Here is a 26,816-nt window from a genome sequence, read left to right as displayed (position 1 = left end):
TTTTGATGTTATATTTCTAAGCTGCCTGTGCGGCAGTGAACACATTAGTGTACAAGCAATAACGCGCGATTACTTTCTAAGCTGCCTGTGCGGCAGTGAACGTGGTCGATTAAGTTTTTACCACCCAATTACATTTCTAAGCTGCCTGTGCGGCAGTGAACTAAACTTTGCTTCGTTTTCAAAACGAACATCATTTCTAAGCTGCCTGTGCGGCAGTGAACCAGAAGAAAACGAACAAGAAGAAATCGAGCAATTTCTAAGCTGCCTGTGCGGCAGTGAACGGAATTTATCGTGTTTTACTGCGAAGAATAAATTTCTAAGCTGCCTGTGCGGCAGTGAACAATGGGCTATTAATCTAATAGTGAACAGTATATTTCTAAGCTGCCTGTGCGGCAGTGAACTTAGTTATTCTGAAGTTGATTATTTAGCTTCATTTCTAAGCTGCCTGTGCGGCAGTGAACGTTTTTAACATATTCATAAGATTCCCCTTTAATTTCTAAGCTGCCTGTGCGGCAGTGAACGGGTTTATTTCTATGGCGTAGATGGTTTTGGTTTTCTAAGCTGCCTGTGCGGCAGTGAACGGTAATGAAGTTTTAGTTTCAACTGTTAAATCTTTCTAAGCTGCCTGTGCGGCAGTGAACTAAAAGCTTGGCGTGTAAAAACTGTCGCTGTTTTTCTAAGCTGCCTGTGCGGCAGTGAACATTTAGGCGTAACACCCGGCACAGGTTTTACATTTCTAAGCTGCCTGTGCGGCAGTGAACTCACATGCTCCGGTAAAGAAAAACATTTAAATTTTCTAAGCTGCCTGTGCGGCAGTGAACCAATAAATCAAGGCGAAGTGTTAATAAAAACATTTCTAAGCTGCCTGTGCGGCAGTGAACTTAATAAAATTTTACAGGGTCATAACGTTTTTTTTCTAAGCTGCCTGTGCGGCAGTGAACCGCTGGTTTGCCCCCGTTTTTAATTCACAAGATTTCTAAGCTGCCTGTGCGGCAGTGAACAGTTGAAAAGTTTAGGTATACCCACGCATCTATTTCTAAGCTGCCTGTGCGGCAGTGAACCAACGGGTTTAGATGTTGGTTTTATTGGTATATTTCTAAGCTGCCTGTGCGGCAGTGAACGAGGAATTAACATGGCAACACCTATCGTAAGTTTTCTAAGCTGCCTGTGCGGCAGTGAACACGTGCTATCAGATAACGCCATAGCAAGTAAATTTCTAAGCTGCCTGTGCGGCAGTGAACAACAGAAAGAAACCTTTAGCTGAAAAAACAATTTTCTAAGCTGCCTGTGCGGCAGTGAACCAGAAAGTGAGGTTTTCCAACCACCTCCTTTATTTTCTAAGCTGCCTGTGCGGCAGTGAACGGAGGTTTCTAACGACTCGGCGTTTCGTAATTTTTCTAAGCTGCCTGTGCGGCAGTGAACTTAAACAGTTTGCCGGTTCAACCATGTAATACTTTCTAAGCTGCCTGTGCGGCAGTGAACATACCTGATATTGTTAAACGCGGCTGGGCTTGTTTCTAAGCTGCCTGTGCGGCAGTGAACTGTTAATTGGTTTATAATTAATTAGTAAATAATTTCTAAGCTGCCTGTGCGGCAGTGAACAGGTTGTTGTCTAGGTTGTTGTTGACCACCTCTTTCTAAGCTGCCTGTGCGGCAGTGAACTGCATGATTTTTACCTTGAAAGGCTAGTGATATTTCTAAGCTGCCTGTGCGGCAGTGAACGTAGAGAAAAAGAGCGTCAAATGTGTTTGTCTTTTCTAAGCTGCCTGTGCGGCAGTGAACCTACTGAAGAGGGTATTTCTTTTGACGTAAGATTTCTAAGCTGCCTGTGCGGCAGTGAACAAACCAGCCAACCAAGGGCGAATTGAAATACTTTTCTAAGCTGCCTGTGCGGCAGTGAACAACCAGTAATTGAAAGCATATAAGCCGTTTCATTTCTAAGCTGCCTGTGCGGCAGTGAACCACAAGAGCCGGTATTGTCAGATTTATTAACATTTCTAAGCTGCCTGTGCGGCAGTGAACCATTCCAATCGCGGATTGTATTCCAACCTTGCTTTCTAAGCTGCCTGTGCGGCAGTGAACGTTCTTCTTGTCGAACTGAGCGTGTAATTGTTTTTCTAAGCTGCCTGTGCGGCAGTGAACTAACCTGTGAAAATAACATCTAAAACCACTAATTTCTAAGCTGCCTGTGCGGCAGTGAACTTTACCGACAGTGGCGGCAGACTTTTACCCATTTTCTAAGCTGCCTGTGCGGCAGTGAACAGGCTGGTGTTCACGATGGTAATGCAACAAAATTTCTAAGCTGCCTGTGCGGCAGTGAACCGTTACTTGTTAGTAAAGTATCAACCACGCTTTTTCTAAGCTGCCTGTGCGGCAGTGAACTCAGCAGTTATAAGCACTTATCAAATATACAATTTCTAAGCTGCCTGTGCGGCAGTGAACAATGAAATAATATCAAAAAATTAAGCCACAACAAAGGCTAGGGGTAATTTAAAGTGTTTTACCCTAAATTTTTAGCCTATTTGTAACTTATTAATATTTATACGAATTTTTAAAGAGCGATTTTTTTTGTTTTCTATAATCAAAATAACGATGAGTGCTCTAATGCAACGAACGATTAAACACCGCTTTAGTAACACTTTGTTTTTGATGTAAAACTATCAATATGATGACTTGCTGTTTTTCTATTTTATAAATGAGACGAAATGATTTGGTGAACATTTCTAAGCAGTCTTTGTCTGTTGAATGTAATTCGAGCGGTAAATAGCCTAACAAAGGTTTTGAAGTCAATAAGATAATTGCCTCTTCAATTTCAGAAAGAAGCTTGTCTGCAACCTTGTCGTCCGCACGCAACATATAATGCTGATAAATATTTTCTAAATCTTTATTCGCATTGTCAGTTAAAGTTACCGTATAGCTAGTCACTATAACCTTCTACGGTTTCGCAATTCAGCTAGAACCCTTTTTGCATCATGTACGTTACCTTGTGCAATATCTTTATCGCTCTGTGTGATCAACTTTAACATTGCTAGTGTTTCTTGAGTTTGTTCATATTCTGCTACTGATTGCACTATCATGGCGGCTTCACCATTTTGAGTAATAATATAGGCTTCGCCATCATCTTTTAACTCTGCAGCAATTTTGGCTGCATTGGCTTTTAAATAACTGATCGGTTTTATATGGTCGCTTAATGACATGGTGTTAACTCCAAAGACAAGATAAGGCTAAATATAAACCAAATTTGGTCTTAACCAAATAAATAATTTAAGCCCATTAGGTTCAATGGGCTTAAATTTATGGTTAGAACCAAGGTACTGTGGCTGTTTTACTTAAACCAAAATAGTCAAACGCTCCTTTAATAGGTTCAGATAAAACCTCGCTAAATTGTATATATCTTCGGTGTAACTGCTCATTTGAAGCACTAACTAATTCTAGGTATGGGTTATCTAAACCTTTAGAAAACATTTTAGCTTTGTAAGCCTTTATATTTTCTTCAGATATAGTTCCACGTTTAATCAAACGATTTAATTTAGCATTGGTCATGGTACTTTGTTTACGAGATATTACTCGATATTGTGCATTTTGTGGAACTGGTAATATCTCAGAAATTTTACAATAACCAGACAAACCGCCTAACCAGTTTAAACCTTGTAAATCATTCAACATCAACGAGTTACCATGCAAACGTATTTTTCGCCCTAATAACACCTTGTATTCAGGAAAGCTAACACCAATTCCGGTACTTTTAAAATCGAATAACGCTTTGTGAAGCTTGGTAAAAACCTTATTCATCAATACATTTTCACGCATCTCTGTATCAGGCTGTATTTGAACATCAATATAATATTCCATATTTATACCCTTATTTTAGTCACGTAGGCCAAGCCTTTTTTACCAAGGTAAAATGAAGATACACCTGCGTTTCCGATAAGTTCGGCAAGTTCTTCTGCCCTGCTAATATCTTTTTTAATACTGCCTTTATCACTTTTAGAATTTAACGATAATTCAATTTCTAATTTGCCTGAATGTTTGTTTACAATACAAGGAGTGCCAACTTCCTTTTTCCTATTTCCACTCATAGCATTAAGCCAATCTCGGACGCCATTAAACCCTCGTTTAGAAAACCCTTTGATCTGTATTTCAGATTTTGAATTTTTGAGATACGACATATCATACTCAGCAACTAGTAAATATTCTGCCTGTAAATAAAGAGCTGCCGAATATAAGCTCATAGGATAAACCATCCCATTTTTGCAGTATTCTTCACCAGCCTTTTTAACATCAGGATATTTACTTGATAAAAACTCAATTGCTTTTATAAGCTTAGAATCAAACATTAATGATTCATCATCTTTCAAAAAATTTTCTAAACTTAATTTAGCATCGTTTAATTCCGCCTCTAATTTGATTAATTGGGATTTTACCTTTACTCCTTGAGTTGAAGTTTTTGGTGGGTTATTTTTAATTTTTTCAAGGTAGTCCTTTAGTGATTTGGTACTTTTTTCAATCACGATCTCTTTTTCACTGATTAATTTATCACGAGTTTTCAATACCTGACCTTCTTCACTTTTAGAATCAGATATTTTATTAACCCTCTCAATTAAATCTTTTGGCAAGCAGTTTTCAGTTGTAATTAAATTTATATTTTTACTTAAAATAAATTCAACAAGCTGCTCCTGATTTAAAAACAATACGGACCATAATAAATTAGAATCCTTAGCGAAAAACCAAGGATTATCATCTTCTAGTACACCTAAAAAAGATGATTGACCACAACGGTCATCAGATTTATTAGTTAAATAGATCAACTCATTTACCATTTTAGGTTCAGATAAACTCCAGGTGATTTTATCCTCTAAGTCTGAAAAGTAATAATTACCACTTTGCCTAGATTGATAAAGCTTTCTCTGATCACCAATTAAACGAGACAATACGCCTAATATTGTACTCAAGCTTATAGACACAGGTGTTTCGCCACGAGTGCCTGAGGTAGCTACAAATTTTTGCATATAGCCATCACTTGATGGCTTATTAATTTTTGAAGATACTTTACCTATTGGCTTTTTTGTATCATCTCCAAGAAAACTTGTTTGCCAACAAGAATCAAATTCAATTAATATTCTCATGATCACTTACCTTCATAATAAACCGCATATTTATTAGTGTTTTTTGTCGGCTGAATTGAGCTTTCATCTTTTTTTATTCGGAACATATCTTTGGCAATATAACTATCGTTGTAATCGATCTGCACATCATCAACATACATGTAACCTTTGGCTTGTCTAATACTTAAGGTTTGTATTAATTCAATAGCTTGGTTAACCAATTCATCAATTGCCGCATCATTTAATAAAATACCTTGCTCACCTTCATCAAAGATTGAGCCACGGCGTACGTAGTTTTCATGGTATATTGCTTCCGCTTCTTTATTTTCTGATAAAGACTGTAAATACACGGTAAGCTTTTCTGCAACTTCTTTTCCTTCTTTATGGTTGTTGATTTTCATCGATTCACGACCAAAATCAGCACATAAAGGAATAAACTGTAATTGTTCAATACTTATAGAGCCATAAGCCGTATATTTCGTATCACCGAAGGTGAACTTCGAAAACAATGAATTACTTGAATCTTTACCTGCTTTATTAGTTTCTTTTTCCTTACTGCCTGAACGACCTAATTGTTCAAAATTACCATTATTTAACTCATCTACAAAATCAGTTAATAATAACGGGCTAGTTCTTTTATTTTCATTTTTAGGATTAACATACCCTCTTAATAAACCAGTTGTTGAACACAATAGTTTAATAATATTTTCAGCTAGTTGTGGCGAATTTAAATTATAATGCTCGCCGCGAAATAAGTGATGTCTTATACAGTTTTGACTTATATAAAGATTTATATTCGAAAAATCGACGTCTTCAGGATGTTTGTAAAACTTAGCCGTACCATCTTCGTTATATTCTTTGACGTTACTATAACCTCTCAGTTTAGGCATTGAATGATTGGTGATATTTTTAAATTTATTATCATTAACTATTGTTAAATTCGGAGAGCCATTCCAATTAACCACCCCATGTCCTAACGCAGTAATTTTGAAATCAACACTTTTAATTCCAGTTACTTTTTCCATGATTTATTCCTCATTTTCAGTTGTATTGTTAAGTTGTTGTAGTGACATTGCGCCGATCGGTTGCTTGTCACAGGTCATATAATAAATAGAGTGTTTATGTCGAGCAGATTCACCTCCTACTGCAACAAGGTCTTGCGATGTATAGCTTAAATAAATCGGCATTTCAGGATCACGTGCTTGGCTTAATAACACGTTATCATTGAAAGGTCTTACACCATGTATGCTGCGATATTTTTTAAACATATGTGACAATAAATCTTGATCACTTTTTCCATACCCTTGAATTGCAAGGGTTGAATAAGTAAGATTGTCAATGTCGGTTGTATCATCTAACGGCATGGTATAAGCGTATTGGTCAATAAATGTTGGCGTATTAACTTCGCTTAAATCACACATCGCCATTTGCACAAATCGATTATTACCACGCAGTGAATTTTTACTCACTTTTGCACGTGATTTTTCTTGCTGCTTTTTAGGCGGAATTACAATAGGGTCAACCACTTTGTAATTAATATCTAACACACTCGCTTTTAACGCTGCAACCAGATCACTCTCAATCATTTTTCGCGTTACCGTTTGTTCGTTAAATAAACGATACATTTTATAAATTTCAGGCAAGGTAAAGGTTTTATTTTCAAAGTGCTCAACTAATGCCTGATACCAAGCACGCGTTGTTGCCAAGCTATACAATTTACTTAAAAAACGTGACGCTGCACTTTGCCCTTTGTTGTTAGCAATGGTTAGTGGTACTGCTAAACAATAGGTATTCACTTGTGAATTGATTCCGAAGCGATCAAGCCTTCCTAAACGTTGTAAAGTATTTTCAGGGTTAGATATTTCCGCCACCATGTGATCACAACTGATATTCAACGAGGCTTGTACTATAGGACCGCTGCGTAACACTTCATACTTATTAGTTCCATCTTGTTTAAATGACTCATAAACTTCAGTAAACCACTTTTGTTTATCGCTTTTTTTGAATTTTGAATGCAGTAGTATGTTGTTTTCAGTTTGTTGGTTAGCAATAAAACTATTTTGTGCCGATAGCGCCGTATTACTTATAACAAAGGTTTTATTTTGTTGTACTTTAAATAATGGATTTGAAGCACATAAATTAGCATCATCAAAAACATCAAATTCAATTTTATACTGGCTTGTATTAAAAGATGGCATTTCGATAATGTCATCTTTATCTATATCTAATACATCTTCTAAAAACACATAATGTGGCGTTGCAGAAACAAGTAAGGTATTCGCGGACTCTGCTTGCATTTTTTTACAGGCGATTAATTCAGCGAATAATAAGTTAAACGCCGACATGTTGATGTATTCGTGATACTCGTCAAATACGACATGTGCATTTAAATAATCTATTAGGGTATTCGCTTTAGTGTGGCTGATCACGGATCCTAATATTTGATCAATAGTGGTAATAACTACATCGCCAGTAAAATAACGTTCAGGTACAGAATCATTTCCCCACTTATCCTGAAATTTAAATTCCCCTGTCATTATTTCAATGGTGGCATTAGGTAAATAACGTTCCGAGGTTAATTCAGCAAACAATCCTTGGCATACTTGCACTCTAGGACACACCCAAATAATTTGCTTAGCATTTTTCAACGCTGCCCATTCAAGTGCTATTTTAGTTTTACCACAACCTGCGGCACCTGCTAATACACCAACATCTTCGACCTTTGTTAATAATTGCGCAATATTATGCTGCTTTTGAGTGCGCTCACTATCAGGAAAATTCGTTAAACAGTTTGTAATGTGGGTTGTTAATGTTGAATCATTTTCTAATGTGTCTTTAATTATGTCTTCGAGCGTTTTATTTTTAATCGCCTGATGTAAATCATTTGCTGATAAAGCAGAAACAAGGCGATCAGCCGTTATTAAACAAGTTCTAGTAATATTATTATTGGCGTTTATTTTTATATTTTTTTGGTAATCTTCAGTCTCGTCTTCTGGTTCGTATTCTTTGTATTCCGGTAACATAGGTGCGTTGGGTAGTAACTCTTCTAATCCATCAAGCACCTCTTCTAGAAAAGCCCCCTGTAAAAGAGAACATTCTTGCCCACGATAATTTAGTTCTATATTAACTATTTTTTGTAAGATAACTTTTGCTTGTTCAATAAAACCTGATAACACTTTTCCTTTATTATTGGCTAAGAATTTTTTTGCTAACCCTTTGTATGTATCAAACTCTTTTGCAATTTTATCATTACGATAAGCTTTAGCATGATGCCAATAAACCGCATGTCGAATAGTACGTTTGTTTCCTGTACTAACAAATTGTAATTTTGCATCATCTAACAAATGATAAAACAAGAGCGATAATTCATTATGTCTTGGGTGTTTTTCAAAACTAAATTTTGCATCGTCTATATGCTGACCATCATCAGCAACAAATGATTTTTTCTTAGGGTTTACCACCCACTTTTGAAAATTTGGATCTAATTTACCAAGGTCATGTAAGCAACCTGAAACAAAACTTGTTGTGGCATATTGTTTACTTGAGTTTTCATCTAAATTGGGAAACAGCTTTTTATGCAGTAACTCTGCAACGTAACCAACCGCAAATAAGTGTTCCACTAACGTTTGTAAATGAGTATTGGCATAAACTACGCCTTTAATTGGTTTTCCAATATTGATATCCATTATTACCTCTTTGCTTGTATAGTTAACTGGCACAACACCCTCACTATTGAACTTACTCTTATTCCCCACCACCCACAAAAACTGACTTCTTGCGCGTGAACGGATCCAATGGCAGCTTACTGCGGTGCTTTTGCTGGCGGTTTGGCGTAGCATTTTTTTAACGGTTATTAGGCCGTCTTCTGTTATTACCGTTTGCCATGTGTTGTCGCCAATGCGGTTAGCGAAGGCGTCGAGTACTCGCCTTGTTTTTTAAGGGCGTTTTTCTCACATTGGCTTACAAAGGTCACCATCATAATTTTTTATCTTCTATTTTCGGTGTATCGCTATAATTGTTTAGCGCTATGTTTTTTACTTGTTCAAACATGTAGTCGAGCGCTTTGTGGTCGGTAAAGGCTTGTAGTATTTGTTGCCTAAATTCTTGCTCGGTTGCGTTTTCTTTGGCACAAATAAACGCCCAAGGTAGTACGATGGCGTCTTTAATGAGGTCGGCAATATCGAAAATTAATGCTCCACGGCGTGTTTTTCCGTGCATTACGGCAAAACCATGCGGAATACCTAATACCCACAATGTGCATGCAGCTAGCCCATAAGCTAAATAGTTACCGTGATTTAAAAAGTCGTTGGCTAAATCGGTGCTTTGGTGTTGTCGGGTAAAGCCGTCTAGCTTGGTGTTATTGGCGGCAAATTTGTACAGCGCTTTGGTGAGCTGTGCTTCTGTAAGTAGTAAATCACTTTGTTTTTTCGCTTGTTCGGTTCGTGTGGTAAATGTTGTTAATGCGGTTTGAATAGCTGTGTCGTTGAAGTTAAAGCCGTTTTGTTTTAAGTCTCCATCTTTTTGCCATACACGGTTTAAGAATTCAATACGTGCTGTTTGTATTTGTTTACCTGCGGCAAGGCGTTTTGCGTCGTCAAACCAGAATTGCATCCAACCTTGTAGGTATTCAGTTGGTCGGTATTCGCTTTGTGGGGTCATCCATTCAATGGCGTGTTCTACATTGTTTGCCATATAAAGCGGTGTACCACCGCCACCACTAAAACCAACTAACACACCTGCTTGGCTTAACATGCGCATAGCTGCTTGGGTGATAGATGTGCCGTTACCTAAGAGTAATACGGTGGTGTTTGCTATTGGGATATTGTAGTACTGATTTTCTTTGTTGGTTTCGGTTAAGTATAAAACTCGACCGTCTTTTTGCATTACGCGGCAGTATTCTAGGTAATAAATATTTGCACGTTTAGAGTGAAGTATTGTTTTTAGATCAGAGGGAGAGAAGTCTTCCATTACTATTTTATACCATTGTAAATCCTTTATTTATTCTAAGTTGCTACATTCAATATGGCTTGTCAATTAAATTAATTTTGTTAGTTTATTTTATATACAGGTAATTTTATTTTTAAAGTTCAGATACAAAAAAAGCTCAATACATGTGTATTGAGCTTTTGTTTTTAATTTTGTGCTTACTAATTAAAAGTTGGTGCAGATGGAGAGACTCGAACTCTCACGACCTAAGTCACCACCCCCTCAAGGTGGCGCGTCTACCAATTCCGCCACATCTGCATTGTAACTTTTAACTATTTAACTTTACTTATTACTGTGGAATGTCGCTTTCTTTAGCGGCTTCTACAGTACTTGCTGGTACGTCAGTGTTTTCTACTACTGGAGCAACAACATCCGTTGGGATATCGCTATTACCCGGTATAGTTTGTTCAATACCTGCATCAAGGTTGTTCCATTCGTCAACGGCTTTAACGTTATTAGCCGTTAAGTTACCTAGCACTAAGCTAATGCCGAAAAATGCGATGGCTAACCATGTTGTTGCTTTAGTTAAGAAGTTACCTGAACCACTTGAACCAAAAATAGTTGCAGAAGAACCAGCACCAAAAGATGCGCCCATATCTGCACCTTTACCATGTTGAATAAGCACTAAGCCGATTAAACATAAAGCAACGATTAAATATATAATAATTAATACTTGATATAACATTTTATGATCCTTGAGCTGCCGAACAAATTGTTTTGAATTCGTCGACTTTTAAACTAGCACCACCAATAAGACCACCGTCTATATCAGTTTGTGCAAATAATTCTTTGCTGTTAGCAGCGTTTACGCTACCACCATACAATAATGACACACCTTCGGCGATTTCAGCATTGTTTTTAGCTAAAAACTGTCGAATAAATTGATGAGTTTCTTGTGCCATTTCCGGTGAAGCTGTTTTTCCAGTACCTATTGCCCATACAGGCTCGTATGCAATAACAACGTCTTTAAATTTTTCTATGCCTATTTCATCTATAACAGGTTGTAGCTGTTGAGATAATACGGCGTCTGTTCTTTCTTCTACGCGTTCAGCTTCTGATTCACCAATACATAAAATAGGTGTTAAATTGTTAGCTAAAGCGAACTTAACTTTTTGTGCTATTTGTGTATCTGTTTCACCAAAAATACTACGTCTTTCTGAATGACCAATTATCACATAGTTAGCTGACATTTCGTTAAGCATATCGGCAGAAATTTCACCGGTAAACGCGCCACTTGCATGTTCACTGATGTTTTGTGCGCCTAGTTTAATGTTTTTGTTTGCTATTTTTGAAGATAACGCACCTAAATATACATAACTTGGACAAATAACAACGGTTACCTTTTCAGAAAAATTTATGTTATTTAATTCACTTGTCATTGTGTTAACAAGTGCTAAATTTCCGTTCATTTTCCAATTAGCAGCTATTATTTTTTGTCTTTGCATATTTATTCCTACATTAAAGCGGCGAGATATTAACTAACAAGTGAATAAGATACAAGTATTATGCTTAATATCTTATTCAAGTGGCTATTATTTACGCGTAAAAACAATTTAAGTGTGTATTTAAGCGTTATAAAATACGCTAATGAATTAAGAAGCTTTTTTTACTGCATCAGCTATTAAGTTAGCTAATGATGTTACTTCATCTAAATCGGGTCCTTCAACCATAACACGGATCAAAGGTTCGGTGCCTGATTTACGTAATAACACACGGCCTCTTCCTACAAGTATTTTATTAACTTCATCTACTGAGGCTAATACAGATTCAGCTTGTAGAGGATCGGTATCTCCTTCAAATCTTACATTTACAAGAAGTTGAGGTAGCATGGTCATACCTTGGCGCAGCTCGTGTAATGTTTTATCACTTTTACAAACGGCGGTTAGTACATTAAGTGCTGCAATGATACCGTCACCCGTAGAGGTATGTTTAAGGTTAATAACATGCCCTGAGTTTTCTGCACCTAACTGCCAACCTTTTTCTTTAAGCATTTCCATTACGTAACGGTCGCCTACATTACTGCGCGCAAAAGGTACATCCATATCAGCAAGGGCTATTTCTAAGCCCATGTTACTCATTAAGGTACCAACAACACCACCTTGCATTTTACCCGACTGAATGTCGTTACAAGCGATTACATAAACACACTCATCACCATCAAGTACGTATCCTGTGTGATCAACCATCATTAAGCGGTCGCCATCACCATCTAATGCGATACCTAAATCGGCATTATGCTCTACTACAGCTTTGCTGATAGCGTCCATTGACGTTGCACCACAGCCGTCGTTGATATTTGTACCGTTAGGTTGTGCACCAATTTCAATAACTTTTGCACCAAGCTCTCTAAATACGTTAGGCGCAATGTGGTAGGTAGCACCGTGAGCACAATCAACAACAATAGTCAGGTGATTTAATGAATATCTACTTGGGAAATTACTTTTACAAAATTCAATATAACGCCCTGCAGCATCGTCAATTCGGTTAGCTTTACCAAGTTTAGCCGATTCAACACACACCATTTCTTTATCTAATTCTGCTTCAATAGCGAGTTCAATATCGTCTGGTAATTTTTGACCATCTTGTGAAAAGAATTTAATACCATTGTCGTAATATGGATTATGTGATGCACTAATAACAATACCTGCTTGAGCTCGGAATGTTTTAGTTAGGTAAGCAATACCAGGGGTTGGCATTGGTCCTAGTAATCCAATATCAACACCGGCAGCTGAAAAACCGGCTTCTAAAGCTGACTCAAGCATGTAACCAGATATACGGGTGTCTTTACCAATTAAGACTTTTTTAGTTCCTTTAGCCGCTAATACTTTACCTGCCGCAAAGCCAAGCTTCATTACAAAATCAGGAGTAATTGGGTATTTACCTACTAAGCCTCTGATGCCGTCGGTACCAAAATATTTTCTTTCTGACATGCTTTTAATCCTTGTTCGTTATCTTTTAAATTTATTAACGGTTTCTAAAACCTTAAGTGCATCAACGGTTTCTTTTACGTCGTGCACTCTTATAATATTTGCACCTTGCTGAGCCGCTATTAAAGCTGTTGTTATGCTGCCAGCTAAACGTTCGTCTACTTCTCTATTTAATAAATTACCTATCATAGATTTACGCGACAAGCCGGCTAGTATAGGTAAATTAAAGGTTTTAAAAGTAGAAAGCTGGGCAAGTAACTCGTAATTTTGTTCAAGTGTTTTACCAAAACCAAAACCGGGGTCTAAAATAATTCTTTTGGTAGCAATACCATGGGCGTTACAGTGAGCTATGCGCTCTTTGAAAAAAGTATGAATGTCGTTAATAAGATCGTCATACTGAGGGGCAGCTTGCATAGTACGAGGTAAGCCTTGCATGTGCATTAAGCAAATTGGTAAATTTGTTTGCGACATAACGGCTAAACAACCTTCATTTTGTAAGGCTCTTACGTCGTTTATAATGTCGGCTTGATGTGCGATAGATTCAGCCATAACACTGGCTTTACTGGTATCTATTGATACTTTTATATCGAATCGTTCTTTTATTGCTTTTAATAAAGGGATAACACGAGCTATTTCATCTTCAACTGAAACATCTACAGCACCGGGTCTTGTCGATTCACCACCTATATCAATAATTGAAGCACCATCTTCTATCATGCGTTCAACTTGAGCTAACGCTGCATCTATTTGAGTAAATTTACCACCATCAGAAAATGAATCAGGGGTAATATTTAATATGCCCATTATGTCGATTGATTGGTTAATATTAGCTGTTGCTTCAGTCAATGTGTTCTTCTCAAAGTACAGATAAAACAAAGCCTCGATAGTTGGATTCTACATTAAAGTAGAAGCAACATATTGAGGCTGTAAATACGCTAGATGTACCTACTATTTAGCAGGCGCATCCGTTGGTGTTGTTAAGTCAGGTTCAATATCTTTTTTAGCATCTGCTTTAGGTGGTTCGTTTTTGTCGTTAGAGCGATCACCATGAAAATCTGTTGGTGGTCTAACGTCGCGACGTGCCATTAAGTCATCAACTTGCAGTGCATCAATTGTTTCATATTCCATTAATGCGTCTTTCATTGCTTCTAAGATATCGCGATTGTCTTTAAGAATTTGCTCTGCTCTTTTATAGTTACGAGTAATAAATTCTTTAATTTCAGCATCAATTGCTTGTGCTGTATCGTCAGACATATTTAATGATTTTGATGAGGTTCTTCCTAAGAAAACTTCACCTTCTTCTTCAGCAAATAACATTGGACCCATTTTTTCAGATAAGCCCCACTGAGTAACCATTTTACGAGCAAGTTCTGTTGCACGTTCGATATCGTTTGAAGCACCTGTAGATACTTTGTCAAAACCGTAAATAAGTTCTTCAGCAATACGTCCGCCGTATAAAGACGAAATGTTACTTTCTAAATGCTGTTTGCTATGACTAAATCTATCTTGCTCTGGTAAGTACATAGTTACACCTAACGCACGACCACGAGGCATAATACTTACTTTATAAACAGGATCATGATCTGGTACTAAACGACCAACAATTGCATGGCCGGCTTCGTGATATGCTGTCATTTCTTTTTCAGCATCGTCCATCACCATAGAGCGACGTTCTGCACCCATTAATATTTTGTCTTTAGCTCTTTCAAACTCTTCCATTGAAACTAAGCGACGTGAAGTACGAGCAGCAAATAAAGCAGCTTCGTTAACTAAGTTAGCTAAGTCAGCACCTGAGAAACCCGGTGTACCACGAGCGATAACCGCTGGTTTAACATCATCACCTAATGGTACTTTTCTCATGTGTACTTTAAGAATTTGTTCACGACCACGAATATCAGGTAAACCTACGGTTACTTGACGGTCAAAACGACCAGGTCTTAATAGCGCAGGGTCTAATACGTCTGGACGGTTAGTTGCAGCAATAACGATTACACCTTCATTACCTTCAAAACCATCCATTTCTACTAGCATTTGGTTAAGTGTTTGTTCACGTTCATCGTGTCCGCCCCCCATACCAGCACCACGTTGGCGACCTACTGCATCAATTTCATCGATAAAGATAATACAAGGCGCTGATTTTTTAGCTTGTTCAAACATGTCTCTTACACGAGATGCACCAACACCAACAAACATTTCTACGAAGTCAGAACCTGAAATAGTAAAAAATGGTACTTTAGCTTCACCAGCAATAGCTTTAGCTAATAGTGTTTTACCTGTACCCGGTTGACCAACCATTAAAACGCCTGATGGAATACGACCACCCAGTTTTTGAAATCTTGATGGTTCTCTCAAGTAGTCTACTAATTCAGAAACTTCTTCTTTAGCTTCATCACAACCTGCAACATCTGCAAATGTAGTTTTAATTTGGTCTTCACTTAATAAGCGCGCTTTGCTTTTACCGAAAGACATAGCGCCTTTACCGCCACCGCCTTGCATTTGACGCATGAAGAAAATCCATACACCAATCAGCAAAATCATAGGGAACCAAGAAACAAAAATAGTAGTTAAAAAGCTAGTTTCTTCAGGTAATTGACCTGACGCTTTTACACCTTGTTTAACTAAATCGTTTATTAAGTCACGATCGTAACCCCCAGGGATCACAGCAACGAATTCTTCGCCTGTTCTTTTAACACCTTTAATAACACCGCTTCTATCAACGGTTGCTTCTCGAACTTGTCCTTGACGAACACTTTCGATGAAACGGGTGTAATCAACTTGTTGTCCATTGCTGCTGTCAGGTGTAAAACTTTGAAAAACTGACATCAAAACAACTGCAATAACCAACCATAAAATAAGATTTTTCGCCATATCGCTCAACTTAATGACCTCTTTGTAACTTGTACATAATGTTTAAAAAGTGCCTTAGTTAAAATAATTGACTTAACTAAGCGCATGATTGCTCTAATTTACTATAATTTGTTGCTTGCTGCTATTTAAATCCTGTCGCAACAAGATAAACTTCTCTTGATCTTGCTCTTGAAGAAGCTGGTTTACGCGTTTTTACTGTTTTAAAAACCTTTCTGGCTTCTTTAACAAAGTTATCAAAACCGTCGCCTTGGAAAACTTTAACTACAAAAGAGCCATTAGTTTTTAATACTTGATGACACATTTCTAAAGCGAGTTCGACTAAATACATACTACGGGCAGAATCAGCCGTTTCGTTACCTGTCATATTGGCTGCCATGTCAGACATAACCACATCAATATTCTTTCCACCTATGCGATTTAATAAAGCATCTAAAACAGCTTCTTCTCTAAAATCACCTTGAAGAAAGTCGACACCAACAATAGGGTCCATTGATAAAATATCACATGCAACAACTTGCCCAGACTCACCTACTGCTTTTACAGCATACTCAGACCACCCACCAGGAGCAGCCCCTAAATCAACGACTTTCATTCCTTGTTTGATTAATTTGTCTTTATTGTTGATTTCTTCAATTTTAAAAACAGCTCGGGAACGTAGCCCTAACCTTTGTGCTTTTTTAACGTATTCGTCATCAAAATGTTCTTGCATCCAGCGTGCGCTGCTAACGGTTTGTTTTTTTTTACTCATGAACTCTGCTTAATTCGATATTAAATGACTATTTATGTTTAATTATTAATAATTTTAATTTATTTAAACTAGCAATAAGTAAACATTAAATTAGTATTACAAAGAAGATGGAGTTAAAATAGTGATAATTCAAGCTAACTTGTAACGAAAATTGTTAATGAACTTAAATAAAAAGCAAATCCAACATGTAAAAGGTTTAGCGCATTCGCTTAAACCAGTAGTTTTACTAGGAAATAATGGCTTAACTGAAGCTGTTGTAGCGGAAATAGATTTCGCATTAAACCATCACGAATTAATTAAAGTTAAAATTAATGTTGAAGATCGCGACACTAAAGGACTTATTGTTGAAGCGATTTGTAGAGAAACTAACTCAACAAAAATTCAGGTTATTGGTAAAACTTTAGTTATTTACCGTCAATCACCAGAAAAGAAAATTCATATCCCTAAAGGATAATTTTTTTCAATTGTTGTAAAAGCAAAAAAGCGAATCACTTGATTCGCTTTTTTATTGTTTGTTATTGCGATTGGTATTAGCCTTTAATAAGTATTTTATCTAACCACGTAAAAGGCAGTACTCGTTTAAAAAACGCCATGATATAAGTAGGCTGAGTAACGTAATACCGTGTTTTAGCTTTTTTACTTGATAACGCATGGATCACTTTTTTGGTAACCGCTGAAGCTGGCAAGGTAAATTTATTACTCGGCCCTTCTTTACTTAGGCGATCAATCTGAATTTTGTAATTGTCTTTATGGACTGAGTTTTTTACATCAATAAATTCAACTGTTTTGGCTAACGCGTTTGCTCTAAATTGAGTTTCTATTGGGCCTGGTTCAATTAAGCTCACTTGAATTCCACTGCCTGTTAGCTCTAATCGTAACGTATCGGTATAACCTTCAATCGCAAACTTTGATGCGTTATAAGCTCCGCGATAAGGCATTGCAACTAAACCTAATACTGAACTATTTTGAATGATCCGGCCGAAGCCTTGTTTTCGCATAACAGGAATAACGAGTCGAGTAAGGTAATGCCAACCAAAAACGTTAATTTGAAACTGTTCTTTTAGTGCTTGTGATGGTAAGTCTTCTATTGCTCCCGCTTGACCATATGCGCCATTATTAAATAGCGCGTAGAGTGAGCCACCCGTTTGTTTTAACACCCAACTAAACGCGGCATCAATAGATGCTTCATCCGCTAAATCAAGTAAATGAGCATTTAAACCAAGCGCGATTAAGTTATCAACATCGGTTTGTTTGCGAGCCGTTGCAAATACCTGATAGCCTAATTGTGATAATGTAATGGCAGCATTTAAACCAATACCTGTAGAACAACCTGTGATCAAAACACTTAAGTTTTGTGTCATGTTTTACCTTGCTAAATTCAACTCTATCAAACAACCGATCATACGCTAAATTGTTTAGAGCGTATTGATTTTTACCGTATGTTTTTGCAACGCTGAGTATTTTACAGCCGTAATACTTATAATAAATAGCATTTAATTTTAACAAAATTTTAATAACAAACTGAACCTAATCATTATATGAAACATCTAGCTGACTCTACTCAAGAATAGCTTTTAAGTTATTTAACCCTGTTTGTAAGTCGTCACCTATGACTTGCTCAAAATCTATAAATAACAACATAAGGTTCATTGGGTAATCCATGTGCCCGCTAAATCCCCAAACCACTTTGGTCGTATTATCGTCTACAGCCTCAGTTACCATAAAGGCAGGTTCTGTGGATTTAAACGGTTTTAAAAATCGTAATTCAAAGTCAATACGATAGTTTTCATCAATAGCTATAATTTCTTGCTCGCCAGCACCTACGTCTTCTTTTTCAGAATTCCATGCAGAAACAAAACCGACTTGACCATCAACACCTCGGTATGTTTTTAACATGTATGGGTCCATTTGTGCCCACTTACTGTAAAAGTTTTGGTTTTTTAAGTATTTGATATAATTAAATACTTCCTCTTTAGGTTTATTAATAACCACCGAACGTTCAACTTCATATGACCTATCAGTAAAGACCGCAACAACTAACGGAATAATAAGAATTATTAGAACAATTACCACAAGCTTTTTTAACATGATGATTCATCCTATGCTGTTTTACATAAGTTTGGTTCATGTACATAAAATAATCAATTTTAGGGTTGAGAAAGTTGCTACTTTATTTTTTTGGTTAATCCAGCAAGAAAAGATTACTGTAAAAAATAGCTCGAAGCTTTGTATTAGCGACATGCTCACTATATTTTTAATATATTAGGGTCTGTTGAACTTTCATGTTGATATTTTGTTCTAATTAAATGTTTGTTGATGGCAGCGCAAAGGACTGAGTATAGTTGTTCTATGTAAATTCCTTGCAACAATACCTAATAAATACAAGATTGATTATTATCTTTTACATAATAACTCTTATAATTAGAGGCATTACTATCCATGCATCCAACTAAATTAAGTAATTTAATATTTTTAAAATCTACAGCATGACTTTCAGCTTGTAATGCAATATAGCCTTCGGATAATAATTGACCTGATTTATTTTTCCACATTTCTATATCACGGCTCATTCCAGCCATTTCCCAATCTTTGTCTTTGTCGCTTTTACTGACAAATGCACCATCAAATTGAGGTTTTTGAAACGATAAAACAGTTTCTCCTTCAATGTTGAAAACCATCGATTCGCCTCCCATCACTATTGCTTCACCTTGAACCCATTGGTCACCGTGGTATGTTTTAGAAGCAGATGGAATGCAATGTTTGTAATTTACTTTTTTATTCATTTCTACTGCCGTACCCGGAGTACAAACATTTCCTGTTGATCGCTCTTTACCATCGTTTAGTCCACCGAGTATTTGAAGCTCAATAGACATAGGAAAGTTTTGTGTTAACTCATTACTTTGAGCGGATTGAGCATGCAACATAACGCCACTATTACGTTCATTCCAAACTGCTCCCCCCTCCATTTGTTCACCCGTAAAGCGATAATCAAAGGTTAATTTATAATATGAAAAAGGGGTTTTATAATATAAATGACCGAAAGCATTATTAAAGTTTTTGTAATTATCATATTTTATTCGGATCATATTATCTTCAACAACAAATGTTTCAAGATAGTTTTCGTTAATGGGCAAACCTGCGAACTTAATATCCCAGCCAGTTAAATCTTTTCCATTAAATAAAGACAGCCAGTTCTCTTGTTCTGCATCAATAGAGTGTTGGCTATTACATGCAGTAAGAAAAAGGCTTAGTGCAACGGAGATAAGTTTATTAACTGAATGTGTTTTTTTCATTATTAACACCACAAGAAGTATTTATATATGAATAAAATGTATCACAAATAAAAACCCATATCGATTATATTAAGATGTAACTCGTAAATAAATGAAGAGATATTCTATTTCGCTTTTTATTCTTCATATTCTCCCTGCTTTAAGAGCATTATTAAGAACGGTTCTGGCTATAAAATAATGAAAAGGAAGAATAGAATTAACATAAAGTCGACCTATTAAGGTTTTTTTATTAACTAAAGTAGAGACAGTAATGTCGTTGTCGTTTATCGCTACCGATATATAAATCATTATGTGTTTATCTTCAGCAAACGATATTATTTCATCATCATATTTCTCAGTTATCGTAAGAAAGCCGGCTTTATCACCTATCGATAATTCCTCAGCTTTAGGGCTAAGCCCTTCCTTACCAACTTCAAAACCAAAAAACGAAACAATATAATTTCTTATACGCATTAAAGCATTAACCCAATGGGGTAAATAAGCGAAAATTCTATATTGTATTTGGCTAGGTGTGAGCTCTTTATTATTACGCTTAACGGATAAAGCATCTCGAAAATGATGATTAACTGCTTTTTGCTCAAGACGATCGTTAAAAGGTTTATTTAACACTTTTATGCTGGTAAAAAACTCCATGTATTTAACTCCATTTTTTCAAAAAAACATACCATGTAGAATGGTATGTAAAAATAAAACCTATTTAACCTCAACTCGGGTTAATGAATGTTAGATAATGAATTAAAATTCTTATTTATCAAAATCTTAATCTGTATCGTTGTTTTCCTAAGTTATATTAGTCCTCAACATTGATATTTTTGTGTATAACAAGGCGAATTTTTCTATCTAATAGCTGGCTATTAGTAATAAATTCAACGAAGTTAGGCATAAAAATAGCTTGTTGAGTAACTTTGCTTATCCCGAGCTGAGGTTATTTACAAAAAAATTTTGATCATATAAAAAATTAACTAAACCCCAACCAAATACCAACTAATATCATTAGGCCCCCTGCAATAATATTCATCCATTTAATATTATCACCACGGTTTAAAAATAAGCGTAAGCTTTTCCCACCCGTGGCATAAGCCATCATGCTGATAAATTCAGTACAGATTATTATGCTTAATAATACTAATAATTGAGGAGCAAGGTTGTAATTGGCGTTAATAAAGGGAGGTAATAAAGAAACCATAAATCCCCACCCTTTAGGGTTTGCTATGGCGGTTATGAACCCTTGATAGAATAAGGCACTTCTTTTGATGCTAGTTTGTTGACCTTTTGAGGCAGACATTTTACCTTTTGAGCGACACATATTAACGCCAATATAAACAAGGTAAGCACCACCAATCCATTTAAATGCAACAAACACGTCAGGATAATTTAGCATTAAACTCGCGACACCAATAACAGCAGCAGTAGCAACAATAGAAACGCCGATAAGTTCTCCAATCATCATCCACATTGTTCGGCGAATACCTACACTCATGCCTAATGTCATTGCCAAGGTCATACACATACCAGGAGTTATGGACACAAAAAAGAATGTAGGTATAAACACCAATAATACTGACGAATCAAACACGTTTAGCTCGCTTTATTTATTTTCACAGTAGGTATTTTGGTATTTTTTCAAATCTCTTTTAACTTGAGGTGCTAGTAAATAAAGGCCAATAATATTCGCGATTGCCATTGAGAAAAATGCAGAATCTGAAATTGCGATAATAGCACCTAAACTTGCTGAAGCTCCAATAATGGTTGCCGAACAAAAAATCAATTTATACAACATAGCTAATTTTTTAGATTCACCAAAGACAAAAGCCCATGCAATTGAACCGTAATAAGCCCAAGAGATCATAGTTGAAATAGCAAACAATAAAACACATACACTTAACACGTAAGGGAACCACCAAATCACACTGGCAAATGCGTTTGAGGTTAAAGTAACACCACTAATACCATCTACATTTTGATAACTTCCGGTAATAACAATAACCAGTGCGGTAATAGTACAAATAACCACGGTATCAATAAATGGCTCAATTAAGGCAACATAACCTTCGCGCACAGGTTCTTTAGTTGCTGCTGTTGCATGGGCAATAGATGCCGCGCCCATACCAGCCTCACTTGAAAAAGCTGAACGTTTAAAGCCTTGCAACATAACACCAATCATACCACCTACAACGCCTGTAGGATTAAACGCACCTTCAATAATAAGGGAAAATGCATGAGGTATTTCGGCATAATGGTAAGCCAAAATAAATAAAGCCGCTGATAAATATATACCTGCCATTAGTGGCACAACTTTTTCAGTAACCTTAGCAATACTTTTAATACCGCCAATAATAACTACACCAATAATAACAGCTAAAATGGTACCAAATACCCAACCATTATTTGCCCAAAAACCTTGTTCGCTACCTAATACACTTACAAACTGCTGATAAGCTTGGTTAGCTTGCAGCATATTACTACCGCATAACGAAGCAACAATACAACAAACAGCAAAAAAGTAAGCGAGTGCTTTACCTGATTTATGATGACCTAGTTGTGATAGACCTTCGCTTAAGTAATACATAGGGCCACCACGTACTTCACCTGCGGCGTTTATGTGTCGGTATTTTACCCCTAATGTACACTCTAAAAACTTAGTCGACATTCCCAGAAAGCCAGCCAGCATCATCCAAAAGGTAGCACCGGGTCCACCAATAGAAACAGCAATAGCAACCCCTGCAATATTACCTAAACCTACCGTGCCAGAAATAGCGGTAGCTAATGCTTGAAAGTGAGTAGTTTCACCGGGATCGTTTGGATCAGAAAAGTCTCCTCGAATAACTCGGCAAGAGTGTTTAAAGCCTCTAATATTAATGAAACCAAAATAACCAGTAAACACAACGGCAGCAACAATAAGCCACATAACAATTAATGGCGCGTCTACTCCACCAATATTAACGGTATAAAAGATTATACTCGTAAATACATCGGCGATGGGTTGAAGCATTTGATCAACTTGTTGATCTATCGATAAATTTTCGGCTTGAGTATTCACACTGAAAAGTAATAAAACAATACTAGCGGCTAGTTGCTTCATCCAACATCCTATTATTATGTGCATTTCACTTATTATACCCATTTCATTATTAAATTGACTAATTTAGTAGAAAAGATAATTAGATAAAAAACAAAGCAATAGATGAATAAAATTAAACCGTTGGATGATAAATTCCCGTTTGTGTTCAATGTTACGCATAGGTAAGCTGAACTTGTTTTGAAATCTCCCCGATTTCTTTATATTGAAATGTTGTTTTGTTTGAATTTGTTTAATTTTTGGGTATCTTCGGATACCCTTTTTTTTGCCTGTTGTTTTATTTCTCACTTATTTATTTTTTATTAAAAATGATCTACACATTAGTCGAGTTGAAGTGACTAAAGATAATGCAACGAAACAATATAAGTGAATAAAATTAAACCGTTGGATGATAAATTCCCGTTTGTGTTCAATATTACGCATAGGTAAGCTGAACTTGTTTTGAAATCTCCCCGATTTCTTTTAACGAAATGTTGTTTTGTTTGAATTTGTTTAATTTTTGGGTATCTTCGGATACCCTTTTTTTTGCCTGTTGTTTTATTTCTCACTTATTTATTTTTTATTAAAAATGATCTACACATTAGTCGAGTTGAAGTGACTAAAGACAATGCAACGAAACGATATAAGTGAATAAAATTAAACCGTTGGATGATAAATTCCCGTTTGTGTTCAATATTACGCATAGGTAAGCTGAACTTGTTTTGAAATCTCCCCGATTTCTTTTAACGAAATGTTGTTTTGTTTGAATTTGTTTAATTTTTGGGTATCTTCGGATACCCTTTTTTTTGCCTGTTGTTTTATTTCTCACTTATTTATTTTTTATTCAAAATGATCTACACATTAGTCGAGTTGAAGTGACTAAAGATAATGCAACGAAACAATATAAGTGAATAAAATTAAACCGTTGGATGATAAATTCCCGTTTGTGTTCAATATTACGTATAGGTAAGCTGAACTTGTTTTGAAATCTCCCCGATTTCTTTTAACGAAATGTTGTTTTGTTTGAATTTGTTTAATTTTTGGGTATCTTCGGATACCCTTTTTTTTGCCTGTTGTTTTATTTCTCACTTATTTATTTTTTATTCAAAATGATCTACACATTAGTCGAGTTGAAGTGACTAAAGACAATGCAACGAAACAATATAAGTGAATAAAATTAAACCGTTGGATGATAAATTCCCGTTTGTGTTCAATATTACGCATAGGTAAGCTGAACTTGTTTTGAAATCTCCCCGATTTCTTTTAACGAAATGTTGTTTTGTTTGAATTTGTTTAATTTTTGGGTATCTTCGGATACCCTTTTTTTTGCCTTAAATTTATCCTCCCTATAAAAATTTTCTTAATAAAAAATAACAATAAAAAATTTATATATAGTTCATAAAATAATGCAGCCCCAAGAGAATAACCAGTAAGTATAGAAACTAGATAAACATTAAAGATGAATTTTCTTCACTCATGGCATTTATTTTAATCGTTTGTCGTACTCACTTAAATTAATTACATTTACTCCGTCATCACGGTGATGGCATTAAACAAACGGAGAATACCCATGAAACTTAAACCTTTATTATTAACAACACTGATTAGCTCGACAATACTTACGGCCCCATTAGCAGCAATAGCTAGTGAAGCGAACCTTAAAGTTGCTGTAATTAAAGATGCTACAGATAGCGAATCAATTCTTAACGGTGAATACAAAGAAGCTATTGCTAACCTTTCTAGTAAGAACCAAGATTTTGAAGAAAGCACTACATTATGTGTAGCTTACTTAAAGTCGAATAACGAAGAAATGTCTGAAACGGCTTGTACAGCAGCAATCAGAAGTGCAAAAAAATTAGATACGAATAGTAAAAAAATGCGTTACTTACAATCTATTAGTTACAACAACCGTGCGGTTGCTCGTTACTTAAAAGATGATATGGTTGGTGCAATGAGCGACTTAGCTTTTGCTAAATCTTTAGACAGTAACCCATTAGTTAAAGAAAATTTATCATTAATCAGCAGTAAAGTTGAATTAAGTGATGATACTAGCTACTCAACCTACGCAGACTAAATATTACGAGGAATAATATGTTTAAAAATATAATAACAATAAATATTCTATTCATTCGACAGCAAAGGGTGTGAGTGATAGTTAGAAAATAAGGTGGTAAAACTTAAACTTGTTAGTTAAATACCGAGTGTAAGCTAACAGATTACCACCTTATAACTACTACCTCACAACTCTTTTAATAAATACCTTTCTTAAAATGAATACCTTTCCTGTAAAATACTCCCCTCAACCTAGACTCTAATTTTCGGTTATATAACACAATAAATGTCATTTATTTTAGAGCGTTTGACCTTTTGATATAAATTTTTTTCAAATTATAACTGCTGTAAGGAGTGCTGCGGTGTTAGTTCGAAAGTTTGTTTCGTGTTATCAAGTTTACGTGTTACGGTAATTTTAAATGATTTTTCTTTTGTATATTTTCCGTACAAATCAATATAAAAAGTTAAAGGTGAATGTATATCTTTTAATATAAATTTACCTGTCAGAGTCAACTGTAATGCAGGCTCTGTTTTACGACCATGACTATGGCCTAAAATAGGTTTAATTAGAAGCTCTTGTAACGCTAAAGCACCTTCTGTATCGCTAAGTGTAATGTGTTTTTTAATAGTATTTACAATAGACTGCTGATGAAAATCAAACTCTTCTTGCGATAAATTTCCATCACGGTCATCATCTATATTTTTAAAAGCTGAAACAGGTAGCGATAACATAATAAACACTTCATTTCCGACAATATCTAATGTGCCCTGCTGTGCTTGCATTGTATGCGCTTGATTAGGTAGAACAATTAAAGCACTTAATGCTATACCAACCACCATAACTAAAGCGTACTTGGAGACGAATTTCATACTTATCCTTCTTAAAATCTATTCACTTTCCATAATTAACATCACTTCAGGTAAAGTTCTTTAACGTAGTTTACGTAATAAAATTTTCTAGATCATTCTACTATTATAGCGAGTATTAAAAAATATCCCCGTTTTGTTACAAAAATAACAGCAGTACCATAATAATCATTTATTCAGGAGGGATTTAGCCAGACTAAAAAGAAGAAAGAAGTAGAATGAAGAATACGTCAGGTTTATGCCTTAAATACAAAAAATAGTAACACGAGCATGTTGATATTTAGGGTATAAATTTTGTTTTCTCTAAACCAATATTGTTGATTGGCAAGTCCGATATTTTTCCGAATGTGCGTCTAACATTAATGTTGAGTGAGCATGTAAGGAGCGCTTTCGACTGGTTGCTGCCTTTGAGTTAATTACATTACGAGCTCTTGAGTGACATTATGCTCGTAACTTAATTCGGTGGTATCTTGAATGATGATAACAAGTGGTACGTATTGGAGCTGTTCACTTGTGTGTTTAAATCCTGCTTCAGCAATAGCCTCAGAAGAGATATACTTGTTCAGCCCATTGTTGAGAAGTGAGTTGCTGCATTGTATTGATAAAATAAGTTTCACATGAGGTGTATTAGATCATACTCAACAGCTTTTGGAAACGTGTGTATAAGAAACTGTCCTACATCCATGTAGAAACCTGACTAAAATTAATAAGCCCCATAAATTGTTTTTAAACCCATCGAAGAAGCACTTGAGCAAAGTCACTTCTTCGTTAATGCTTTTAGGGAACAACCATTATTACAAAGCATTGCCTTGAATTCATATCGCTCAAAAGCTATGAAATAAGCATCTTGATTGGTTATGGGTATATCACCTTATTAACTTTCTTTATTATTTATAAAAATGCGCTTATTAA

General features: G+C 35.9%; 21 protein-coding genes, 1 tRNA gene, 1 pseudogene and 1 CRISPR repeat array (1 of these 24 cut by a window edge). Of the genes and pseudogenes, 2 read left to right on the top strand and 21 right to left on the bottom strand.

The genetic code is table 11. From position 1 onward, the window contains the following. A CRISPR array of direct repeats spans nucleotides 1-2,442; the repeat unit is 28 nt; unit sequence TTTCTAAGCTGCCTGTGCGGCAGTGAAC (it extends 767 nt beyond the left edge of the window). Nucleotides 2,443-2,601: 159 nt separating this feature from the next. The 14 genes and pseudogenes from ACM9HF_RS20680 to rlmE all read right to left on the bottom strand — a co-directional run bounded on the left by ACM9HF_RS20680 (nucleotide 2,602) and on the right by rlmE (nucleotide 16,634). Next, the gene (locus ACM9HF_RS20680; RefSeq protein WP_473613430.1) at nucleotides 2,602-2,925 is read right to left on the bottom strand and encodes a type II toxin-antitoxin system RelE/ParE family toxin; all 324 of its coding nucleotides are present in this window, start codon (nucleotides 2,923-2,925) and stop codon (nucleotides 2,602-2,604) included. Then, complete coding sequence (locus ACM9HF_RS20675) at nucleotides 2,925-3,197, bottom strand: type II toxin-antitoxin system Phd/YefM family antitoxin (protein ID WP_473613429.1); 273 nt, start codon at nucleotides 3,195-3,197, stop codon at nucleotides 2,925-2,927. The genes ACM9HF_RS20680 and ACM9HF_RS20675 overlap by 1 nt, the downstream gene beginning before the upstream one ends. Before the next feature lie 103 nt (nucleotides 3,198-3,300). Beyond that, nucleotides 3,301-3,852 carry a type I-F CRISPR-associated endoribonuclease Cas6/Csy4 gene (gene cas6f, locus ACM9HF_RS20670; RefSeq protein ID WP_473613428.1) on the bottom strand — a complete coding sequence of 184 codons (552 nt, stop codon included), beginning with the start codon at nucleotides 3,850-3,852 and terminating at the stop codon, nucleotides 3,301-3,303. Nucleotides 3,853-3,854: 2 nt separating this feature from the next. Beyond that, nucleotides 3,855-5,126 carry a type I-Fv CRISPR-associated protein Cas5fv gene (gene cas5fv, locus ACM9HF_RS20665; RefSeq protein ID WP_473613427.1) on the bottom strand — a complete coding sequence of 424 codons (1,272 nt, stop codon included), beginning with the start codon at nucleotides 5,124-5,126 and terminating at the stop codon, nucleotides 3,855-3,857. A 2-nt stretch (nucleotides 5,127-5,128) separates the two neighbouring features. Further along, nucleotides 5,129-6,130: a type I-Fv CRISPR-associated protein Cas7fv gene (gene cas7fv, locus ACM9HF_RS20660; protein ID WP_473613424.1), complete on the bottom strand. Its 1,002-nt coding sequence runs from the start codon at nucleotides 6,128-6,130 to the stop codon at nucleotides 5,129-5,131. A 3-nt stretch (nucleotides 6,131-6,133) separates the two neighbouring features. After that, a pseudogene (locus tag ACM9HF_RS20655) lies at nucleotides 6,134-9,084 on the bottom strand (CRISPR-associated endonuclease Cas3''). Next, on the bottom strand, nucleotides 9,081-10,073 hold the full coding sequence (gene cas1f / locus ACM9HF_RS20650) for a type I-F CRISPR-associated endonuclease Cas1f (protein ID WP_473613423.1): 993 nt from the start codon (nucleotides 10,071-10,073) through the stop codon (nucleotides 9,081-9,083). The pseudogene ACM9HF_RS20655 and the gene cas1f overlap by 4 nt, the downstream one beginning before the upstream one ends. 191 nt (nucleotides 10,074-10,264) lie before the next feature. After that, a tRNA-Leu gene (locus ACM9HF_RS20645) sits at nucleotides 10,265-10,349 on the bottom strand. 31 nt (nucleotides 10,350-10,380) lie between these two features. After that, nucleotides 10,381-10,776: a preprotein translocase subunit SecG gene (gene secG / locus ACM9HF_RS20640; protein WP_473613420.1), complete on the bottom strand. Its 396-nt coding sequence runs from the start codon at nucleotides 10,774-10,776 to the stop codon at nucleotides 10,381-10,383. Between the two features lies 1 nt (nucleotide 10,777). Next, the gene (tpiA, locus tag ACM9HF_RS20635) at nucleotides 10,778-11,536 is read right to left on the bottom strand and encodes a triose-phosphate isomerase (protein WP_473613417.1); all 759 of its coding nucleotides are present in this window, start codon (nucleotides 11,534-11,536) and stop codon (nucleotides 10,778-10,780) included. Between the two features lie 147 nt (nucleotides 11,537-11,683). Continuing rightward, nucleotides 11,684-13,021: a phosphoglucosamine mutase gene (gene glmM / locus ACM9HF_RS20630; RefSeq protein WP_473613416.1), complete on the bottom strand. Its 1,338-nt coding sequence runs from the start codon at nucleotides 13,019-13,021 to the stop codon at nucleotides 11,684-11,686. Nucleotides 13,022-13,039: 18 nt separating this feature from the next. Further along, nucleotides 13,040-13,822 (bottom strand): dihydropteroate synthase, encoded by a 783-nt coding sequence (gene folP / locus ACM9HF_RS20625; RefSeq protein WP_473618344.1) that lies wholly within the window; start codon nucleotides 13,820-13,822, stop codon nucleotides 13,040-13,042. 144 nt (nucleotides 13,823-13,966) lie between these two features. Then, nucleotides 13,967-15,895, bottom strand: coding sequence for an ATP-dependent zinc metalloprotease FtsH (gene ftsH / locus ACM9HF_RS20620; protein WP_473613415.1), 1,929 nt, complete (start codon nucleotides 15,893-15,895; stop codon nucleotides 13,967-13,969). A gap of 112 nt (nucleotides 15,896-16,007) precedes the next feature. Further along, on the bottom strand, nucleotides 16,008-16,634 hold the full coding sequence (gene rlmE, locus ACM9HF_RS20615; protein ID WP_473613414.1) for a 23S rRNA (uridine(2552)-2'-O)-methyltransferase RlmE: 627 nt from the start codon (nucleotides 16,632-16,634) through the stop codon (nucleotides 16,008-16,010). A 157-nt stretch (nucleotides 16,635-16,791) separates the two neighbouring features. On the opposite strand from rlmE, the gene yhbY reads away from it, so the two are divergent. Continuing rightward, nucleotides 16,792-17,088 carry a ribosome assembly RNA-binding protein YhbY gene (yhbY, locus tag ACM9HF_RS20610; RefSeq protein ID WP_077338631.1) on the top strand — a complete coding sequence of 99 codons (297 nt, stop codon included), beginning with the start codon at nucleotides 16,792-16,794 and terminating at the stop codon, nucleotides 17,086-17,088. Nucleotides 17,089-17,164: 76 nt separating this feature from the next. Here the strand turns inward: yhbY and ACM9HF_RS20605 are convergent, their stop codons facing one another. The 6 genes from ACM9HF_RS20605 to ACM9HF_RS20580 all read right to left on the bottom strand — a co-directional run bounded on the left by ACM9HF_RS20605 (nucleotide 17,165) and on the right by ACM9HF_RS20580 (nucleotide 23,009). After that, a complete protein-coding gene (locus tag ACM9HF_RS20605; RefSeq protein WP_473613413.1) occupies nucleotides 17,165-17,995 on the bottom strand; it encodes an SDR family oxidoreductase in 831 nt (276 codons plus the stop codon). A gap of 196 nt (nucleotides 17,996-18,191) precedes the next feature. Then, nucleotides 18,192-18,722, bottom strand: a complete 531-nt coding sequence (locus ACM9HF_RS20600; RefSeq protein WP_473613412.1) for an SRPBCC family protein — start codon at nucleotides 18,720-18,722, stop codon at nucleotides 18,192-18,194. A 284-nt stretch (nucleotides 18,723-19,006) separates the two neighbouring features. Beyond that, nucleotides 19,007-19,927: a 3-keto-disaccharide hydrolase gene (locus ACM9HF_RS20595; RefSeq protein ID WP_473613411.1), complete on the bottom strand. Its 921-nt coding sequence runs from the start codon at nucleotides 19,925-19,927 to the stop codon at nucleotides 19,007-19,009. Between the two features lie 123 nt (nucleotides 19,928-20,050). Further along, on the bottom strand, nucleotides 20,051-20,560 hold the full coding sequence (locus ACM9HF_RS20590; protein WP_473613410.1) for a DUF2867 domain-containing protein: 510 nt from the start codon (nucleotides 20,558-20,560) through the stop codon (nucleotides 20,051-20,053). 325 nt (nucleotides 20,561-20,885) lie between these two features. Then, complete coding sequence (locus ACM9HF_RS20585; RefSeq protein WP_473613409.1) at nucleotides 20,886-21,503, bottom strand: LysE family translocator; 618 nt, start codon at nucleotides 21,501-21,503, stop codon at nucleotides 20,886-20,888. A 12-nt stretch (nucleotides 21,504-21,515) separates the two neighbouring features. Further along, nucleotides 21,516-23,009: an alanine/glycine:cation symporter family protein gene (locus ACM9HF_RS20580; protein ID WP_473613408.1), complete on the bottom strand. Its 1,494-nt coding sequence runs from the start codon at nucleotides 23,007-23,009 to the stop codon at nucleotides 21,516-21,518. A 1,546-nt stretch (nucleotides 23,010-24,555) separates the two neighbouring features. Between ACM9HF_RS20580 and ACM9HF_RS20575 the strand changes: the two genes are divergently transcribed. After that, entirely contained in the window at nucleotides 24,556-25,059 is a 504-nt protein-coding gene (locus ACM9HF_RS20575; RefSeq protein WP_473613407.1) for a hypothetical protein, read from the top strand. 314 nt (nucleotides 25,060-25,373) lie between these two features. Here the strand turns inward: ACM9HF_RS20575 and ACM9HF_RS20570 are convergent, their stop codons facing one another. After that, the gene (locus tag ACM9HF_RS20570; protein WP_473613406.1) at nucleotides 25,374-25,907 is read right to left on the bottom strand and encodes a hypothetical protein; all 534 of its coding nucleotides are present in this window, start codon (nucleotides 25,905-25,907) and stop codon (nucleotides 25,374-25,376) included. Between the last annotated feature and the right edge of the window lie 909 nt (nucleotides 25,908-26,816).

The sequence above is a fragment of the Colwellia sp. RE-S-Sl-9 genome, assembly GCF_048296855.1.
GTDB lineage: Bacteria > Pseudomonadota > Gammaproteobacteria > Enterobacterales > Alteromonadaceae > Pseudocolwellia.
The sequence above is the reverse complement of the archived record's forward strand: the minus strand, read 5'-3'. Positions and strand labels throughout refer to the sequence as shown.

Bases quoted from the DNA above. Each gene is read 5' to 3' on its own strand.
- ACM9HF_RS20675 (WP_473613429.1), bottom strand. From the start codon at position 3,197: ATGTCATTAAGCGACCATATAAAACCGATCAGTTATTTAAAAGCCAAT.
- cas6f (WP_473613428.1), bottom strand. From the start codon at position 3,852: ATGGAATATTATATTGATGTTCAAATACAGCCTGATACAGAGATGCGT.
- cas5fv (WP_473613427.1), bottom strand. From the start codon at position 5,126: ATGAGAATATTAATTGAATTTGATTCTTGTTGGCAAACAAGTTTTCTT.
- cas7fv (WP_473613424.1), bottom strand. From the start codon at position 6,130: ATGGAAAAAGTAACTGGAATTAAAAGTGTTGATTTCAAAATTACTGCG.
- cas1f (WP_473613423.1), bottom strand. From the start codon at position 10,073: ATGGAAGACTTCTCTCCCTCTGATCTAAAAACAATACTTCACTCTAAA.
- secG (WP_473613420.1), bottom strand. From the start codon at position 10,776: ATGTTATATCAAGTATTAATTATTATATATTTAATCGTTGCTTTATGT.
- tpiA (WP_473613417.1), bottom strand. From the start codon at position 11,536: ATGCAAAGACAAAAAATAATAGCTGCTAATTGGAAAATGAACGGAAAT.
- glmM (WP_473613416.1), bottom strand. From the start codon at position 13,021: ATGTCAGAAAGAAAATATTTTGGTACCGACGGCATCAGAGGCTTAGTA.
- folP (WP_473618344.1), bottom strand. From the start codon at position 13,822: ATGGGCATATTAAATATTACCCCTGATTCATTTTCTGATGGTGGTAAA.
- rlmE (WP_473613414.1), bottom strand. From the start codon at position 16,634: ATGAGTAAAAAAAAACAAACCGTTAGCAGCGCACGCTGGATGCAAGAA.
- yhbY (WP_077338631.1), top strand. From the start codon at position 16,792: ATGAACTTAAATAAAAAGCAAATCCAACATGTAAAAGGTTTAGCGCAT.
- ACM9HF_RS20605 (WP_473613413.1), bottom strand. From the start codon at position 17,995: ATGACACAAAACTTAAGTGTTTTGATCACAGGTTGTTCTACAGGTATT.
- ACM9HF_RS20600 (WP_473613412.1), bottom strand. From the start codon at position 18,722: ATGTTAAAAAAGCTTGTGGTAATTGTTCTAATAATTCTTATTATTCCG.
- ACM9HF_RS20595 (WP_473613411.1), bottom strand. From the start codon at position 19,927: ATGAAAAAAACACATTCAGTTAATAAACTTATCTCCGTTGCACTAAGC.
- ACM9HF_RS20590 (WP_473613410.1), bottom strand. From the start codon at position 20,560: ATGGAGTTTTTTACCAGCATAAAAGTGTTAAATAAACCTTTTAACGAT.
- ACM9HF_RS20580 (WP_473613408.1), bottom strand. From the start codon at position 23,009: ATGAAGCAACTAGCCGCTAGTATTGTTTTATTACTTTTCAGTGTGAAT.
- ACM9HF_RS20575 (WP_473613407.1), top strand. From the start codon at position 24,556: ATGAAACTTAAACCTTTATTATTAACAACACTGATTAGCTCGACAATA.
- ACM9HF_RS20570 (WP_473613406.1), bottom strand. From the start codon at position 25,907: ATGAAATTCGTCTCCAAGTACGCTTTAGTTATGGTGGTTGGTATAGCA.